We start from the raw sequence: 15,109 nt of genomic DNA on the forward strand, positions 1-15,109 counted from the left end.
CCGGCGTGACGAAATGTGGACATGCGCGAATGCAATCGGCAGATTCGGCGCGGTGTGTGAATGGAACAGAAGGGCGCAGCAACGCGAATGCCCGTCATGCGAGACGCGACGCTGCCGACGTATGCGCTATACGCGACGGATCCGTTGCGATGCGCGCGCAGCAGGCGCCGTGCGCGCGACGTCACGCATCGAGCGGCCCCGCGTCTTTGCGCGCGATCCACCCGGGCCCGGGTTCCGGTTGCACGTCGTGCACATCGAGCGGTTCGCCGCACGCCGAACACACCGCGACCGCATGCATCAGCTGGCCACAGTTTCGATGGCGCAACTGCACCGGCGGCCCCTGGCCGTCGTCCTTCCAGCGGTCGCCCCACGTCATCAGCGCGAGCAGGGCCGGGTAGAGGTCGAGACCCTTTTCCGTCAACCGGTATTCGAACCGCGGCGGGCGTTCCTGATACGCGCGCTTGTCCAGCACGCCTTCGTCGACGAGGCGTGCGAGCCGTTCGGCCAGCACGTGGCGCGTGACGCCCAACTGCGTCTGGAATGCGTCGAAGCGGCGGCAGCCGAGAAACGCGTTGCGCAGGATCAGCATGGTCCAGCGGTCGCCGAGCACGGCGAGCGTGCGCGCGACCGAACAGTTCAGCGTACCGATGTCATCCCATTTCATGATCGAGTCTCGTGCGGCGGTTCAGCAAAGGAGCGGGACCGATTATAGAACCCGTCTTCGGTTGCGACGGGCGCCCGTTGCGTTGACAAGCCCGACGCGCTTGTCAATAATGAGTTCCAATTTAGAACTTACTGGCGCGGCGACGCGCTTGCAATCAGGAGACCACCCGATGAATCCGCTTTCCCTGTCCGGTATCGAACTGCTGCGCGCGGCAGTGTCGGGCGACGTGCCGCTCGCATCGATCTCGGAGACGATCCCGATGCGGCCGCTGGGCGTCGAACTCGGCTACGTGAAGATGTCCGCGCGCGCGGACGGCCGGCACCTGAATCCGCTCGGCGGGGTGCACGGCGGGTTCGCCGCGACGGTCCTCGATTCGGTCACCGGCTGCGCGGTGCATTCGATGCTCGACGCGGGCGTCGGCTACGGCACGGTCGATCTGCACGTGAAGATGCTGCGGCCGGTGCCGCGCGACGTCGAGCTGATCGCGGAAGGGCGCGTGATTCACCTGTCGCGTTCGCTCGGCGTCGCGGAAGGCACGCTGAAGACGCCGGACGACAAGATCGTTGCGCACGCGTCGGCGACGTGCTTCATCCAGCGGCCGCAATGACGAGGCAGGCGGCCGCGGCCCGGCTCCGGGGGCCAGCGCAACGCGAACGCGGCGCGCGCAGGCCGTCGCTGCGACGCTGCATGTGCGGCGTACGGAAGGGAGCCTGTAAGCGTGCGCATCGGCCATCTGAAGCGTTTGCTTCGATGTGGTAGCGTTCCTGCTTTCCACCGACGCGACAGGAACAGCATGGAATACCGCACACTCGGCGATTCAGGCATCGAAGTCAGTCTGATCGGTCTCGGCACGATGACGTGGGGCGAGCAGAATTCGGAGCGCGACGCACACGAGCAGATCGATTACGCGCTCGCGCAGGGCGTCACGCTGATCGACGCCGCTGAAATGTACCCGGTGCCGCCGAAGCCCGATACCCAGGGCCGCACGGAGCAATTCATCGGCACCTGGCTCGCGCAGCATCGCGCGCAGCGCGACCGGATCGTGCTCGCGACGAAGATCGCGGGCCCGGCGCGGCAGCCGCACAATCCGCGTCATATTCGCGGTGAAGGCAACCAGTTCGACCGCAAGAACCTGACCGAAGCGCTGGACGGCAGCCTCAAGCGCCTGCAGACCGACTATGTCGACCTCTACCAGTTGCACTGGCCCGATCGCAGCACGACGACCTTCGGCCGTCCCGCGTATCCGTGGGTCGACGACGCGTACACGGTGCCGATCGAGGAAACGCTGGGCGTGCTCGCGGAATTCGTGAAGGCCGGCAAGGTCCGCGCGATCGGCGTGTCGAACGAAACGCCGTGGGGCGTCGCGCAATTCCTGCGTGCGGCCGACAAGCTCGGGCTGCCGCGCATCGCGAGCATCCAGAACCCGTACAGCCTGCTGAACCGCACGTTCGAAAACGGCCTGTCGGAATTCACGCATCGCGACGGGGTCGGCCTGCTCGCCTATTCGCCGCTCGCGTTCGGCTGGCTGTCCGGCAAGTACGAGAACGGCGCACGCCCGGCCGGTGCACGCATCACGCTGTTCGAGCGCTTCCAGCGCTACAGCAAGCCGCAGGCGGTCGAGGCGACGTCGCGCTACGTCGAGCTCGCGAAACGCCACGGGCTGTCGCCCGCGCAGCTCGCGCTGGCGTTCGTCAACAGCCGGCCGTTCGTGCGCAGCAACCTGGTCGGCGCGACGTCGCTCGAGCAGCTGAAGGAAAACATCGGCAGCATCGACGTCACGTTGTCCGACGAGATCCTTGCCGAGATCGACGCGCTGCACGAACGCCAACCGAACCCGGCGCCGTAAACGGCGCGCGACCCGGCGCGGCACCGATGCCGCGACGGGCCCCGTTCGACGCGCGTGGCGGTGTCGTGAGCGTCGTCAGCGCATCCCGAGCCGGGTGCGCGCGACCAGCAGCGCGACGAGACTCAACACTGCGCAACCCATCAGATACAGCGCCGGCGACAACCGGTTGCCGGTCGCGCTGATCAGCCACGTGATCATGAACGGCGCGAAGCCGCCGAACAGCGTGACGCCCGTGTTGTAGCTGACCGCGAGACCGGTCGCACGGGTCTGCGACGGGAACAGCTCGGCCATCAGCGCCGGCAGCGCGCCGCAATACGTCGCCTTCAGCAGGCCGATCCAGATCAGCGCGGCAAGCATCGTCGCGAACGACGCATGATGCGTGAGCCATACGAAGGTCGGCCACACGGTGACGAGCATCAGCACGGCGGCGGCCGCCATCACGCGAATGCGCCCGGTGCGATCGGACAGGTGACCGACGAGCGGCGTAACGAGCGTCAGCACGAAGCCGGTCGCGAGCGTCGCCGCGAAGCCGGTCGACGCCGGCAGCCCGAGCTGCTTGATCGCATACGTCGGCATGTACAGCACCATGTAGTTGATCGCGGTCGAGATCACGAGCACGCCGATCGACAGCAGCACGCGCATCTTCTGGCCAGCGAACAGTTCGCGCACCGGCGCTTCGGAGCGCGCCTGGGTCTTGAACTCGACGCCTTCGTCGACGTAGCGGCGAATGTAGAGCCCGACCGGACCGATTGCGAGGCCGAAGAGGAACGGGATGCGCCAACCCCAGCTTTCGAGTTGCGCGGTACTCAGCGTCGACGTCAGCAGCGCACCGAAGCCCGACGCGAGCAGCGTCGCGAGCCCCTGGCTCGCGAACTGCCAGCTCGACATGAAGCCGCGCCGCTGCGGCGCGTGTTCGACGAGGAACGCGGTCGAGCTCGCGAATTCGCCGCCGGCGGAAAAGCCCTGCATCAGCCGCGACAGCATGATCCCGAGCGGCGCGAGGATGCCGATCGATGCGTAGGTTGGCATCAGCGCGATCAGCAGCGTGCCGACCATCATCATCCCGATCGACAGCAGCAGCGACGCCTTGCGGCCCGCGCGGTCCGCATAGGCGCCGAGCACGAAACCGCCGATCGGCCGAATCAGGTACGACAGCCCGAACGTGCCGAGCGTGAGCAGCAGCGACGTCGCCTCGCTCGTTGCGGGGAAGAACAGCTTGGCGATCGTCACCGCGAAAAAGCCGTAGACGATCAGGTCGAACCATTCGAGTGCGTTGCCGATCGACGCGGCGAAGATGATGCGCCGGATCTTCGCGGCGCTGGGGCTGGCGGCGTCCTGCGAGGTCAGGGTGGTCGTATTCATCGTGTGAGCATGTCCCGAGAAAGGGCGAAACGCGTTACAGGGCGGCGCCGGCTGCGACGGGTGCCGCGCGGCGAACGGGCGGCGCGGCATCGCCGAGATCCCAGAAGAGGCCGGCCATCATCTGCAGCCCCTCGCGCACGACGCTCGCGAGCAGATGCTCGTCGGGCGCATGCTGCGAACACGCCGGATACGAATGCGGCACCCACAGCGTCGGCAGCCCGAGCGTGTCGGCGAACACTTCGTTCGGCAGCGTGCCGCCGAGATTGGGCAGGATCGCGGGCTTCTTGCCGGTCGTGCGTGCGAGCGACGCGACGGCCCAGCGCACCCACGGATCGTCCGGCGACAGGCGCGTCGCGGGTGCACCGCGCTCGACGTCGATCTCGATGTCGGCGAAGCCATGCGCATCGAGATGCGTGCGCAGATGCGTGTGCAGCGCTTCCCAGTCGGTGCCGACCACGAAACGCAGCTGGCAGTGCGCATACGCGACGGGCGGAATCGCATTGACCGGATGTTCGGGGTTGCCGGCCTTGAACGCGAGGATCTCGAACGTGTTCCAGCCGAACACGCGCTCGGCGGCGGACAGGCCGGGCTCGCCCCAGTCGGCATCGAGCGCGGGATCGCCCGGGCCGCCGCCCACCGACAGGTCGGCGAGCGCCGTGCGAACGGCCGCCGGAATCGGCGGCGGGCGCAGCCCCGCGACGCGGATCGCGCCGCGCGCGTCGACGAGGCTCGCGAGCGCGTTGGCGAGCACGGTCGCCGGATTGCGCAGCAGCCCGCCCCAGTTGCCGGAATGATGGCCGCCGTCGCGCGCGCGCAGGCTCAGTTTGAAATTGACCGCGCCGCGCGAGCCGAGGAACACGGTCGGCCGTTCGGCGGCGATGCGCGGCCCGTCGGACGCGATCAGTACGTCGGCCGCGAGCGCGTCGCGCGCGTGGCGGCACAGTGCGTCGAGGCCCGGCGAGCCCGTTTCCTCGCCCATCTCGATCAGCAACTTCGCGTTGAAGCCGAGCCGGCCGCCGCGCGCGTCGAGCACGCTCGCCAGCGCGGCGAGATTGATCGTGTGCTGGCCCTTGTTGTCGGCGCTGCCGCGGCCGTACCAGCGATCGCCTTCGGCGGTCAGCGTCCATGGCGACAGCGGCGCACGCCATTGCGCGTCGTAGCCGCGCACGACGTCGCCGTGGCCGTAGATCAGCACGGTCGGCAGGGTGTCGTCCTCGTGGCGCGATGCGAGCAGGAACGGGCCGCCGCCGTCGACGGCGTTGTCGACGATCCGCGACGTGAAGCCGAGGCGGGCGGCCTCGGGCGCGATCTCGTCGGTCAGGTACGCGCGCAGCGCGGCGTCCGTCCCGCTTTCCTGGCTTTCGGTGCGCAGGCCGACGCGGCGGCCGAGGGTCGCGAAGAACGCGCCCGATTCGAACTGGTTCAGCGCGTGCTGGATGGCGGCGGTACGGCTCAAGACGTGTCTCCTCTGTCATGTTTCCGGCGTGCGCGGCGCGCGCAACCGGGCGTGCGATCGATTCTAGAAAGCCGCTTTTTTTGTCACAATGATCAAATTTCGAACATTTCTTTGCCGAAAAGGCAAAGCTCGACGACCCGGAGCGGCCTGGGGTACAGAACGATGGCGGCTTTCCTGCATGGTCTTGCGCTGCGGTACTTCGTCGAAGTGGCGCGCACCGGGTCGATCAGCGATGCGTCCGCGCGGCTGCACGTGGCCGTGTCGGCGATCAGCCGCCAGATCGCGAAGCTCGAGAGCGAACTCGGCGCGCCGCTGTTCGAGCGCCGGCCGCGCGGGATGGTGCTGTCCGAAGCCGGCGAACGGCTGCTGGGCTTCGCGCAACGCAGCATGCTCGAGGCCGAGCACGTGATGAAGGAAATCGGCGGCCTCGACGCGCTGCACGGCAGCCTGCTGAAGATCGCGTGCTCGGAAGGGTTCGCGATCGATTTCCTGCCGGGCGCGCTCGCGAGCTTCAAGGCGCGCCATCCGGGTGTGGATTTCTCGGTATGGGTCGGGTCGCCGGCCGACGCAACGCGGCGCGTGCGCGACGGCGATGCCGATATCGGGTTGACGTTCAGTCTCGCGCCGGAGCAGGGCGTGCGGGTCGAACATACTGAGCGCGCGCCGATCTTCGCGCTCGTGCGGCACGATCATCCGCTCGCGACGCGCGAATCGGTGTCGCTCGCCGATGTCGCGCAGCACCCGCATGTGCTGCCCGAGGCCGGCACGACGGTGCGCCAGCTGATCGACATCGCGTGCGTGCTCGACGGGCTGATGCTCGCGCCCGAGCTGACCAGCAACAACACCGCGGTGATGTATCGCTATGTGCAGCGCACCGGGGCCGTGATGTTCACGGGCCTGCTGTCGGTGCGGGACCGTTTCGACGCGGACGGCTTCGTGATCGTGCCCGTGACGAACCCGCAATTGCGCGAGCGCAGCATCCAGGTGCAGACCATGGCGGGGCGCGATCTGCCCGCATCCGTGCGCGCGTTTCGCGATCACCTGGTCGACGTGATGAGCGCCGCATCCGCGCCGCCCGTCGCGGAGCGCGGCCCGGGACGCCCGGGCGTGAGATAATCGCGAATCCGCCTTCCGTGCCCGTGCGGCTCGCCGAGCCGCATCGCCCCTGTCTGACGCCAAATTGAAGAACCTGATTGTCACCCTCGATCGCGCCGGCGAGTTCGACGAGATCATCGACGTGCGTACGCCGCTCGAGTTCGCCGAGGACCATATTCCCGGCGCGTTGAACGCGCCCGTCCTCAGCAACGAGGAGCGCGTGATCGTCGGTACGATGTACCGGCAGGTATCGCCGTACGAAGCGACGCGCGTGGGCGCGGCGATGGTCGCGCGCAACATCGCGCGCCATCTCGACACCACGTTCGCCGACCGTCCGCGCAACTGGCGGCCGCTGATCTACTGCTGGCGCGGCGGCAAGCGCTCGGGCTCGATGACGAACTGGTTCAACCTGATCGGCTGGCAGGCGCGTCAGCTCGACGGCGGCTACAAGGCGTACCGCCAGTCGGTGTGCGCGACGCTCGACACGCTGCCTACGCGATTCCGCTACATCGCGCTCGTCGGTCATACCGGCTGCGGCAAGACGCGGCTGCTGAACGCGCTAGGCGACGAGGGCGCGCAGACGCTCGATCTCGAGGCGCTCGCGTGCCACCGCGGCTCCCTGCTCGGCGCGCTGCCAGGCAAACCGCAGCCGTCGCAGAAGGGGTTCGATTCCCGGCTCGTCGACGCACTCGCGCGGTTCGACCCCGAATGGCCGGTGTTCGTCGAATCGGAAAGCCGCAGGATCGGGCTCGTGCATCTGCCGATCGCACTGATCGACGCATTTCACGCCGGGCCGTGGGTGCAGGTCGACGCGCCGCACGACGAGCGCATCGCGTTCCTCCTTGAAGACTACGCGCATCTGTTCGACGCGCCCGCCGTGTTCAAGGCGCAGCTCCAGCGGCTGATCGGCCTGCACAGCCGCACGCAGGTGGCGCACTGGGATGCGCTGATCGATGCCGACGCGCGGGCCGAGCTGTTCACCGAACTGATCGACAAGCATTACGATCCCGCCTATGCGCGCACCTACCGGGCAACCTACGACAAGCCGAACCGGGCGCTGACGTTCACGTTCCATCCGAACGCGGTCGACGTGCGCGATCAGGCGCGCACGCTGCTGGCCCGGCTCGCGCAAGCGGGGCTGCCTGCGTCGGCCGCGCTGACGGCAGGCGGGCAATCCTCAACCGATCAAGACCAATCGACCACCACACGATGACGACCACACGCACCCAACCCAGTCCGGCGCTCGGCGCGATGACCTTCCTGCTGATCGCGGTCGCAGGGCTGTTCTACGTGAAATGGTTTCCGTACTACAACAAGGCATTCGTCGCCGCCGAGCATCATTCGATCGGCCAGTCGATCCTGATGGGCACGTCGGCGACGGCGCCCGAGCCGTCGCTGAAGGCGGCGCTCGACTACGCATGGGCGTACGGCAAGGCGATCTGGCAGGCGATGGTGCTCGGCCTGCTGCTCGGCTCGGCCGTGCAGGCGCTGCTGCCCGCGCACTGGGTCGCGCGCGTGCTCGGCCGCACCGGCTTCGGCAGCGTCGCGGCGGGTGGCCTGCTATCGCTGCCCGGCATGATGTGCACGTGCTGCGCGGCGCCCGTCGTCGCGGGCCTGCGCGCGCGGCACGCGTCGCCGGGCGGCGCGGTCGCGTTCTGGCTCGGCAACACGGTGCTGAACCCGGCCGCGCTGGTGTTCATGGGCTTCGTGCTCGGCTGGCACTGGAGCGCGCTGCGGCTCGTGCTCGGCGTCGCGATGGTGTTCGGGATCGGCTATCTGCTGAACCGGCTCGCGCATCCGGAAGACCGCAGCATCGACGACGCGCAGTTGGCCGCGCTGGCGGCCGAGCAGGCTGCGGCGGGCAATCCGTTCGTGCGCTGGGTGAAGCTGCTCACGCGCATGGCCGTGCGGCTCATCCCCGAATACATCGTGCTCGTGCTGCTGCTCGGCGCGGCGCGCGCGTGGCTGTTCCCGCATATCGGCCCGGACATCGGCAACCATCTCGGCTGGATCATCGCGTTCGCGGTGGCGGGCACGTTGTTCGTGATCCCGACGGCCGGCGAGGTGCCGATCATCCAGGCGATGCTGTCGCTCGGCATGGGCGTCGGCCCGGCCGCCGCGCTGCTGATGACGCTGCCGCCGATCAGCGTGCCGTCGCTCGCGATGCTCGCGCGTTCGTTCAAGCCCTACATGCTGGCGATCGTCACGGGCCTCGTCATCGTGTTCGGGATCGCGAGCGGGCTGCTCGCGATCGCGTTCGGGTTCTGACGGGCGCGCGGGCGCGGCGGTAGCCCGGCGAGCCTGCGTCGCGCGGGCGGTCGGCAAGCGGGGGGCGAGATGCCGGCTGACGGTGTCGAACAGTGTGCGCGATGGCGCACCGCCGTACGCGCAGGCCGCTCCTGCCACGCGCGAGTCGTATTCATCCGGCGTCGCCGCTTCATGCGTGCGGCGCCCTTTACAAGAAGCAAACAGGAAAACGCATGACCCAACCGAAGATTCATCCTCGACTCGAAAAGGCGCTGACGCGCGGCGATCTCGCGATCCGCCAGGCCAATTCCGCGCGGGCGACTGCCGTGCTGAACGCGCTCGGCATGATGATCATCGAAGCCTCTGCGACGATCGGCGTCGAGGCGAGCATCGACATTCCGCAGGGCGATCGCATTTATGACCCGGTCAACGGCCTGTGGCCGCAGAAGATGCTGGTGTCGTTCGACGGCCCGGTCGCCGAAGCCGACGCGGAAGAACTGCGCGCGGTTTATCTGGTTGCCGACGATCCGGGCACGCAGTTTCGCGTCGAATGGCATCGGGCCGACGGCAAGCTCGGGCGCCACGAAGGCGGCCCGCTCGCGACCGTCGCATTCCTGACCGACGTCGAAATTCCGTGGAGCGACGACGACGAGTAAGGTCGTCGCGACGCCGTATCGCGCCGGCGCCATGCGCGCCGGCCGTCAGCGCATCATCCGCCGCCGGAACAGCCACGCGCAGACCACGAATCCGCCGACCGCGTAAGCGGCGAGCACGGCGCCGTGCAGGGCGATGTCGGTCGCCGGCCGGCCGAGCATCGCGGGCCGGATCAATTCGACCGCGTTCGCGAGCGGCAATGCATGCGCTGCGAACTGCGCGACCGGCGGCAACTGCGTGATCGGGAAGAACACACCCGACAGCAGCAGCATCGGCGTCAGCACGAGCGTCTGATAGAACATGAAGAAATCGTAGGACGGCGCGAGCGCCGTGACGATCATCGCGGTGCTCGCGAAAGCGAGGCCGGCGAGCGCGATCACGGGCAGCGCCGCGAGCATCGACGGAAACTGCGCATAGCCGAGCAGCCCCGCGACGATCATGATCGCGACGCCCGACAACATCGCCTTGCTCGCGCCCCAGACGATTTCACCGAGCACGATGTCGCCCAGCGCAAGCGGCGTGTGCATGATCGCTTCCCACGTGCGCTGCACGTGCATCCGCGAGAAGCCCGAATACATCGACTCGAAGCTCGCCGACATCATCACGCTCGACCCGACCGTGCCGGCCGCGAGGAACGCGATATACGACACGCCGTCGACGTGGCCGAGCATCAGGCCGAGCCCGAACCCCAGCCCGAACAGGTAGATCATCGGATCGGCAAGATTGCCGAACATCGATGCGAGCGCGAGCTTGCGCCACACGAGATAGTTGCGCCGCCACACGGCGATCCAGTTGGTCGCGTTCGCGGGCAGCGCGATCGCGAAGCGCGACTCGCGCGGCGGTGCGGACGGCGCGGCGGTGGAATAGTTGCGTACGTCCATGATCGATCAGTCCTGCATTTCGCGGCCCGTGAGCCGCAGGAACACGTCTTCCAGATTGGCGGGACGATGCAGATAGCGCAACCCCGGGCGACCCTTGAGCCGCGCACTGAGCGGTTCCGGGTCGGTCACGTAGCAGAACAGCGTTTCGCCGCTGATCTCGGTGCGCTTCGCGAACGACGCCAGCTCGTCGCGTAGCGCGACCGGATCCGGCCCGTAGATCTCGATCACGTCGCAGCCGATTTCCGACTCGATCAGCGCGTGCGGCGCGCCTTCGGCGATCTTGCGGCCTTCCTCGATCACGCACAGCCGGTCGCACAGGCGTTCGGCCTCCTCCATGAAGTGCGTGGTGATCAGGATCGTCTTGCCGCGCGCAAGCAGCGAGCGCAACCGCTCCCACATCAGGTGCCGCGCCTGCGGATCGAGGCCGGTGGTCGGCTCGTCGAGCACGAGCACGTCGGGGTCGTTGACGAGCGCGCGGGCGAGCGTCAGGCGGCGTTTCATCCCGCCCGACAGTTCGCCGACTTTCGCATCGGCCTTGTTTTCCAGCTTCGCGAATTCGAGCAGCGGCGGAACGAGTGCGCGCGCGGCCTGCGCGGACATCCCGAAATAGCGGCTGAACACGAGCAGGTTTTCGCGAACCGTGAAGTCGGGGTCGAGATTGTCGAACTGCGGAACCACACCAACGCGGTGGCGTGCATGCCGCGCACGCGACGGAACCGGTTCGCCGCACAGCGAAATGGCGCCGGCATCGGGATAGGCGAGGCCGAGCAGCATCTTCAGCGTCGTGGTCTTGCCGGCGCCGTTCGGCCCGAGCAGGCCATAGCATTCGCCAGCCTCGACGTGAAAGGACAGACCGTCGACGACGAGCTTGTCGCCATAGCGTTTTTCGACGTTCCGGAAATCGATCGGTGCAACGGACATGGGCAATGTGTCGTTGTAAGCGGGCGCGGTGCATGTCGCTGCGGCCGGCGCGCGTGCCGACATGCGAACGGATCGCGCGAATGCGTGTCACAGGAGCATGACCGAAGCGAGCGCGCGCCGGCGGCATGAAGGGGCCATTCTAGTGCATCGGCTGCGTTGCTTCAGGGCATGCGCGCACGGCACCGCGATTGCATGCACCGATCGTGCACTGCATCATCGGCGACCCGCCACGCGGGCACGAATCAGCGTTTTCCATCCCTTGCGTCCGGAATTGCGGCGCACCATGATGAATGCATCGGTACGTATTCGCGATAGGGAGGCTTCATGGCTAGCTACAACAAGATTCTGCTGTGCTACGACGGTTCGCTCGAAGGGCGCAAGGCATTGCGGTGCGGCGCCAATCTGGCACTGGACCTGAAGGCGGAAACGCATTTGCTGTCGGTCGTCGACATGCGCTCGAGCATCGCGCAGAGCGCGGGGCTGCTGACCGACGTCGCATGCGGGCGTTTCGAGGAAACGGCACGCGAGATCCTGCAGGAAGGCGTGAACTGGCTGCGCGAGCGCGGCGTTCAGGCCGAAGGCCATTTCGCGTTCGGGTATCCGATCGACGAAATCGCGAATCTCGCGACGGAATTGCAGGCGGATCTCGTCGTTGTCGGCCATCGGTGCCGCAGCGGGTTGTCGAGATGGTGGATGGGGTCGGGCAATACGCAACTGCTCGATCGCGTGAACTGCAGCATTCTGGTTGCGTGTTCGTCTGCCGAAGAGCAAAAGGCCGAAATCGCGCGCGAGCGCGAAGCGGCGACTACGAACGGCACGTGACGCAGTGACGGCGTGACCGGCTGACTCGACCTGCGATTCGCGTCGGTCGCGCGCCGTGCCGTATCGGCGGCATGCACATCGATTGCGGTCGATTACGCGTGCAGGTCGATCGCGGACAGCTTCCACGAGAACAGACCGAAGCGGTGAAAGATCGCCGCATAGCGCGTGCCGTCGCCGCTGCGCTGGTAGGTCACGACGAATTCATCGATATTCCGGTAGCCGGCGCTCGTTTGCTGCGGATGGCCCGCAGCGCTCGCGCTGGCCGGTGCGGGCGACGGCGCTGCGGCCGACGCATCCGGCGGAGCGGCGTTGCTGCCGGGTGCGGGAGCGCGCGCCGGCGCGGCCGGTTCATTGCCGGCAGTCGTGCCGGGCTGCGTGCCAGACCAGTCAGGCGGGCGTTCGCCCGGATTGCCGCGCGGCGGTATGCCGCTCATCAACGCGGCCACGCCCTCGGGTGTCGCATACGCATCGACCAGTGGGCCGGTCAATGCGGACCCGATCAATGCGCCGATCACCGCGAACGGATTGTTCTTCTTGACCGAGTCGATCCGGCGCATCAACTCCTCCGTGACCTGCTGCTTCAGGCTGATGCGCAGCGACGGGAAATCGACATATCCGCTGACCGCCTGCGCATCGCGCGCATCGATTGCCGACTTCAGGCGACCGAGCGCGACGTATGGCGATGCGTACGCGTAGCCGATCGCCGCAATCACGACGACGGCCAGCGCAACGATCAGCAGGGGTTTGAGCCGCGACGTGCGGCCCGGTGATTCAGTCACGATGCCTCCGGTGCGGACAGTTCCGCAATCAGAGACCGCCTTGCTGGGCCGATCGTTCCTCCGCGATGCAGCGATCGATCATCCGGCACACGGCGTCGATCGTGCCGACCATGATCAGGCGCGACCGGCCGTGATACACGCGCACGGGTGCGCGGCGCGCCGGCTCGGCGTGATTCAGGCCGGCGTTCAGCGAGACCCGCGCGAACGCGGGCAGCGCTGACGGCAGCAGCGACGCCTGCCGTTCGACTGCGACTTCTTGGCTCACCACGGGCGCTGCAGCGGACAGCGGCGCACAGGGCGTGCGGCCGCGCAGGTGACGCAGGCGACCGAATTGACGGAAAGGCAGCAGACGGGCAAGGCGTTCCATGATGTTCTCCTCAGCGAGACCGATTGTCAGAGTTCGCCCGAGCGGATCAGCCCGACGGCGATGCCTTCCAGCGCAAACTCCGCGCTGCCGGCCTTGACGAAGATGTTTTCGTAATCCGGGTTCTCCGCGATCAGCTCGAGGCCGCCGGGCCGGCGCATCAGGCGCTTGACCGTGACGTCGTCGCCCAGACGCGCAACGATGATCTGGCCGTCCTTCGCTTCGGTGCGCTTCTGCACCGCGAGCAAATCGCCATCGAGAATGCCGGCGTCGCGCATCGACAGGCCGCGCACCTTCAGCAGGTAGTCCGGCTTGCTGGTGAACAGCGCGGGATCGCACGCGTAATGCTGCGAGATATGTTCCTGCGCGAGGATCGGGCTGCCGGCCGCGACGCGGCCGACGAGCGGCAGCGACAGTTGCATCAGGCCGGCATGCGGCAGCGTGAACTGGTGCGGGGCGTCGTCGAGGCCGAGCAGGCGGATGCCGCGCGATGCGCCGGCGGCCAGCTCGATCACGCCCTTGCGCGCCAGCGCACGCAGGTGTTCCTCGGCCGCATTCGGCGAGCTGAAACCCAGTTCGGCCGCGATCTCGGCGCGCGTGGGCGGGAATCCGGAGCGCTCGATCGCGCGGCGGATCAAGTCGAACACTTGCTGCTGACGGGCAGTGAGTTTGGTCATGGCTGAACTGTATGGATAGACAGTGAGCTGTATTTTTATACAGTACTTCGCGAATTTCAAGTGTTACTTGAGGTTCGACGCGATCACGCCGATTCCGACGTCGTGTTGCGACGTCCGGACGCCGGTTCGTCTGCCGCAACCGTCCGTCCAGTATGCGTTAGCACTTTTGAGTATTAAAAAATGAGGAACGATTATTTTTAATCATGTAACCCGTTCGCTAGACTGGCCCGACATCGCAATACCGACAACACTGGAGAACCAAGGATGGCGAAGCGCAATACGGGGCTGGTGGGCGGAGCAGGCCGCCTGATCGCAACACTCGCGCTGGGCGCGGCGGCGGCGCTGGGCGTCGCGACGCATGCGCAGGCCGATACGACGTTCCTGAACGTGTCGTACGACCCGACGCGCGAGCTGTATCAGGACTTCAACCAGGCGTTCGGCAAGGAATGGAAGGCGAAGACGGGCGAGACGGTCAACTTCAAGCAGTCGCACGGCGGCTCGGGCGCGCAGGCGCGCTCGGTGCTCGACGGCCTGCAGGCCGACGTCGTCACGCTGGCGCTCGCGTACGACATCGACGCGATCGCGAACAAGGGGCTCATCAACAAGGACTGGCAGAAGCGCCTGCCCGACAACGCATCGCCGTACACGTCGACGATCGTGTTCCTGGTACGCAAGGGCAACCCGAAGGGGATCAAGGACTGGGACGACCTGACCAAGCCGGGCATCTCGATCGTCACGCCGAACCCGAAGACGTCGGGCGGCGCCCGCTGGAACTACCTGGCCGCATGGGCGTATGCCGTGCACAAGCCGGGCGGCAACGAGCAGACGGCGAAGGAATTCGTGACGAAGCTCTACAAGAACGCCGGCGTGCTCGATTCGGGCGCGCGCGGCGCGACGACGAGCTTCGTGCAGCGCGGGATCGGCGACGTGCTGATCGCGTGGGAGAACGAGGCGTTCCTGTCGGTGAAGGAATTCGGCACCGACAAGTTCGAGATCGTCGTGCCGTCGGTGAGCATCCTGGCCGAGCCGCCCGTCGCGGTGGTGGACAAGGTGGTCGACAAGAAGGGCACGCGCAAGCTGGCCGACGCGTACCTGAACTTCCTGTACAGCCCGCAGGGCCAGGAGATCGCGGCACGCAACTACTACCGTCCGCGCTCGAAGAATGTGCCGGCCGAGCTGACCAAGCAGTTCCCGAAGCTGAAGCTGTACACGGTCGACGACACGTTCGGCGGCTGGACGAATGCGCAGAAGACGCATTTCGCGGATGGCGGCGTATTCGATTCGATCTACAAGCCGCAGTAACGCCACGCAGCAAACCATAACGACAGCGGCGCGCCACGA

16 protein-coding genes are annotated in these 15,109 nt (G+C 67.1%); 8 read left to right on the top strand and 8 right to left on the bottom strand.

The annotated features are described in order from the left end of the window. Positions 1–181 precede the first annotated feature (181 nt). Positions 182–664: a winged helix-turn-helix transcriptional regulator gene (locus O1Q03_RS13570; protein WP_269504043.1), complete on the bottom strand. Its 483-nt coding sequence runs from the start codon at positions 662–664 to the stop codon at positions 182–184. A 169-nt stretch (positions 665–833) separates the two neighbouring features. Here O1Q03_RS13570 and O1Q03_RS13575 point away from each other — a divergent pair, with 169 nt between their 5' ends. Together O1Q03_RS13575 and O1Q03_RS13580 are read left to right on the top strand one after the other, a co-directional pair. Next, positions 834–1,271 carry a PaaI family thioesterase gene (locus O1Q03_RS13575; RefSeq protein ID WP_269504045.1) on the top strand — a complete coding sequence of 146 codons (438 nt, stop codon included), beginning with the start codon at positions 834–836 and terminating at the stop codon, positions 1,269–1,271. A gap of 186 nt (positions 1,272–1,457) precedes the next feature. Beyond that, positions 1,458–2,510, top strand: a complete 1,053-nt coding sequence (locus O1Q03_RS13580; protein WP_269504046.1) for an NADP(H)-dependent aldo-keto reductase — start codon at positions 1,458–1,460, stop codon at positions 2,508–2,510. A 75-nt stretch (positions 2,511–2,585) separates the two neighbouring features. On the opposite strand, the gene O1Q03_RS13585 is transcribed toward O1Q03_RS13580, so the two are convergent. Next, positions 2,586–3,872 carry an MFS transporter gene (locus O1Q03_RS13585; RefSeq protein WP_269504047.1) on the bottom strand — a complete coding sequence of 429 codons (1,287 nt, stop codon included), beginning with the start codon at positions 3,870–3,872 and terminating at the stop codon, positions 2,586–2,588. Between the two features lie 34 nt (positions 3,873–3,906). Then, positions 3,907–5,328, bottom strand: coding sequence for a M20 family metallopeptidase (locus tag O1Q03_RS13590; protein WP_269504048.1), 1,422 nt, complete (start codon positions 5,326–5,328; stop codon positions 3,907–3,909). Positions 5,329–5,490: 162 nt separating this feature from the next. Between O1Q03_RS13590 and O1Q03_RS13595 the strand changes: the two genes are divergently transcribed. The 4 genes from O1Q03_RS13595 (at position 5,491) to O1Q03_RS13610 (ending at position 9,326) form a co-directional block, all read left to right on the top strand. Further along, the gene (locus O1Q03_RS13595) at positions 5,491–6,444 is read left to right on the top strand and encodes a LysR family transcriptional regulator (protein ID WP_269504049.1); all 954 of its coding nucleotides are present in this window, start codon (positions 5,491–5,493) and stop codon (positions 6,442–6,444) included. A gap of 64 nt (positions 6,445–6,508) precedes the next feature. After that, a complete protein-coding gene (gene mnmH / locus O1Q03_RS13600) occupies positions 6,509–7,636 on the top strand; it encodes a tRNA 2-selenouridine(34) synthase MnmH (RefSeq protein WP_269504050.1) in 1,128 nt (375 codons plus the stop codon). Continuing rightward, positions 7,633–8,691, top strand: coding sequence for a permease (locus O1Q03_RS13605; RefSeq protein WP_269504051.1), 1,059 nt, complete (start codon positions 7,633–7,635; stop codon positions 8,689–8,691). Before mnmH ends, O1Q03_RS13605 begins: the two co-directional genes overlap by 4 nt. Positions 8,692–8,903: 212 nt before the next feature. Continuing rightward, positions 8,904–9,326, top strand: a complete 423-nt coding sequence (locus tag O1Q03_RS13610) for a hypothetical protein (protein WP_269504052.1) — start codon at positions 8,904–8,906, stop codon at positions 9,324–9,326. Positions 9,327–9,371: 45 nt separating this feature from the next. Here O1Q03_RS13610 and O1Q03_RS13615 read toward each other — a convergent pair whose 3' ends face one another. Together O1Q03_RS13615 and nodI are read right to left on the bottom strand one after the other, a co-directional pair. Next, on the bottom strand, positions 9,372–10,205 hold the full coding sequence (locus O1Q03_RS13615; protein ID WP_269504054.1) for an ABC transporter permease: 834 nt from the start codon (positions 10,203–10,205) through the stop codon (positions 9,372–9,374). Positions 10,206–10,211: 6 nt separating this feature from the next. Beyond that, on the bottom strand, positions 10,212–11,126 hold the full coding sequence (gene nodI, locus O1Q03_RS13620) for a nodulation factor ABC transporter ATP-binding protein NodI (RefSeq protein WP_269504055.1): 915 nt from the start codon (positions 11,124–11,126) through the stop codon (positions 10,212–10,214). Positions 11,127–11,450: 324 nt separating this feature from the next. Between nodI and O1Q03_RS13625 the strand changes: the two genes are divergently transcribed. After that, positions 11,451–11,948, top strand: a complete 498-nt coding sequence (locus O1Q03_RS13625) for a universal stress protein (RefSeq protein WP_269504056.1) — start codon at positions 11,451–11,453, stop codon at positions 11,946–11,948. 92 nt (positions 11,949–12,040) lie between these two features. Here O1Q03_RS13625 and O1Q03_RS13630 read toward each other — a convergent pair whose 3' ends face one another. Genes O1Q03_RS13630 through lexA form a run of 3 tightly spaced genes read right to left on the bottom strand, consistent with a single transcriptional unit; the run spans position 12,041 to position 13,768 of the window. After that, the gene (locus O1Q03_RS13630) at positions 12,041–12,727 is read right to left on the bottom strand and encodes a DUF2939 domain-containing protein (protein WP_269504058.1); all 687 of its coding nucleotides are present in this window, start codon (positions 12,725–12,727) and stop codon (positions 12,041–12,043) included. Between the two features lie 28 nt (positions 12,728–12,755). After that, positions 12,756–13,094 (bottom strand): hypothetical protein, encoded by a 339-nt coding sequence (locus tag O1Q03_RS13635; protein ID WP_098556869.1) that lies wholly within the window; start codon positions 13,092–13,094, stop codon positions 12,756–12,758. A 26-nt stretch (positions 13,095–13,120) separates the two neighbouring features. Then, positions 13,121–13,768, bottom strand: a complete 648-nt coding sequence (gene lexA / locus O1Q03_RS13640; protein ID WP_124825771.1) for a transcriptional repressor LexA — start codon at positions 13,766–13,768, stop codon at positions 13,121–13,123. Positions 13,769–14,032: 264 nt separating this feature from the next. Here lexA and O1Q03_RS13645 point away from each other — a divergent pair, with 264 nt between their 5' ends. After that, a complete protein-coding gene (locus O1Q03_RS13645) occupies positions 14,033–15,070 on the top strand; it encodes a sulfate ABC transporter substrate-binding protein (protein WP_269504060.1) in 1,038 nt (345 codons plus the stop codon). Positions 15,071–15,109: the final 39 nt, after the last annotated feature.

Origin of the sequence: Burkholderia sp. IMCC1007 (assembly GCF_027257875.1) — a bacterium.
GTDB lineage: Bacteria > Pseudomonadota > Gammaproteobacteria > Burkholderiales > Burkholderiaceae > Burkholderia.

Coding starts and splice junctions, on each gene's coding strand:
- O1Q03_RS13570 (WP_269504043.1), bottom strand. CDS start 664: ATGAAATGGGATGACATCGGTACGCTGAACTGTTCGGTCGCGCGCACG.
- O1Q03_RS13575 (WP_269504045.1), top strand. CDS start 834: ATGAATCCGCTTTCCCTGTCCGGTATCGAACTGCTGCGCGCGGCAGTG.
- O1Q03_RS13580 (WP_269504046.1), top strand. CDS start 1,458: ATGGAATACCGCACACTCGGCGATTCAGGCATCGAAGTCAGTCTGATC.
- O1Q03_RS13585 (WP_269504047.1), bottom strand. CDS start 3,872: ATGAATACGACCACCCTGACCTCGCAGGACGCCGCCAGCCCCAGCGCC.
- O1Q03_RS13595 (WP_269504049.1), top strand. CDS start 5,491: ATGGCGGCTTTCCTGCATGGTCTTGCGCTGCGGTACTTCGTCGAAGTG.
- O1Q03_RS13605 (WP_269504051.1), top strand. CDS start 7,633: ATGACGACCACACGCACCCAACCCAGTCCGGCGCTCGGCGCGATGACC.
- O1Q03_RS13610 (WP_269504052.1), top strand. CDS start 8,904: ATGACCCAACCGAAGATTCATCCTCGACTCGAAAAGGCGCTGACGCGC.
- O1Q03_RS13615 (WP_269504054.1), bottom strand. CDS start 10,205: ATGGACGTACGCAACTATTCCACCGCCGCGCCGTCCGCACCGCCGCGC.
- nodI (WP_269504055.1), bottom strand. CDS start 11,126: ATGTCCGTTGCACCGATCGATTTCCGGAACGTCGAAAAACGCTATGGC.
- O1Q03_RS13625 (WP_269504056.1), top strand. CDS start 11,451: ATGGCTAGCTACAACAAGATTCTGCTGTGCTACGACGGTTCGCTCGAA.
- O1Q03_RS13635 (WP_098556869.1), bottom strand. CDS start 13,094: ATGGAACGCCTTGCCCGTCTGCTGCCTTTCCGTCAATTCGGTCGCCTG.
- lexA (WP_124825771.1), bottom strand. CDS start 13,768: ATGACCAAACTCACTGCCCGTCAGCAGCAAGTGTTCGACTTGATCCGC.
- O1Q03_RS13645 (WP_269504060.1), top strand. CDS start 14,033: ATGGCGAAGCGCAATACGGGGCTGGTGGGCGGAGCAGGCCGCCTGATC.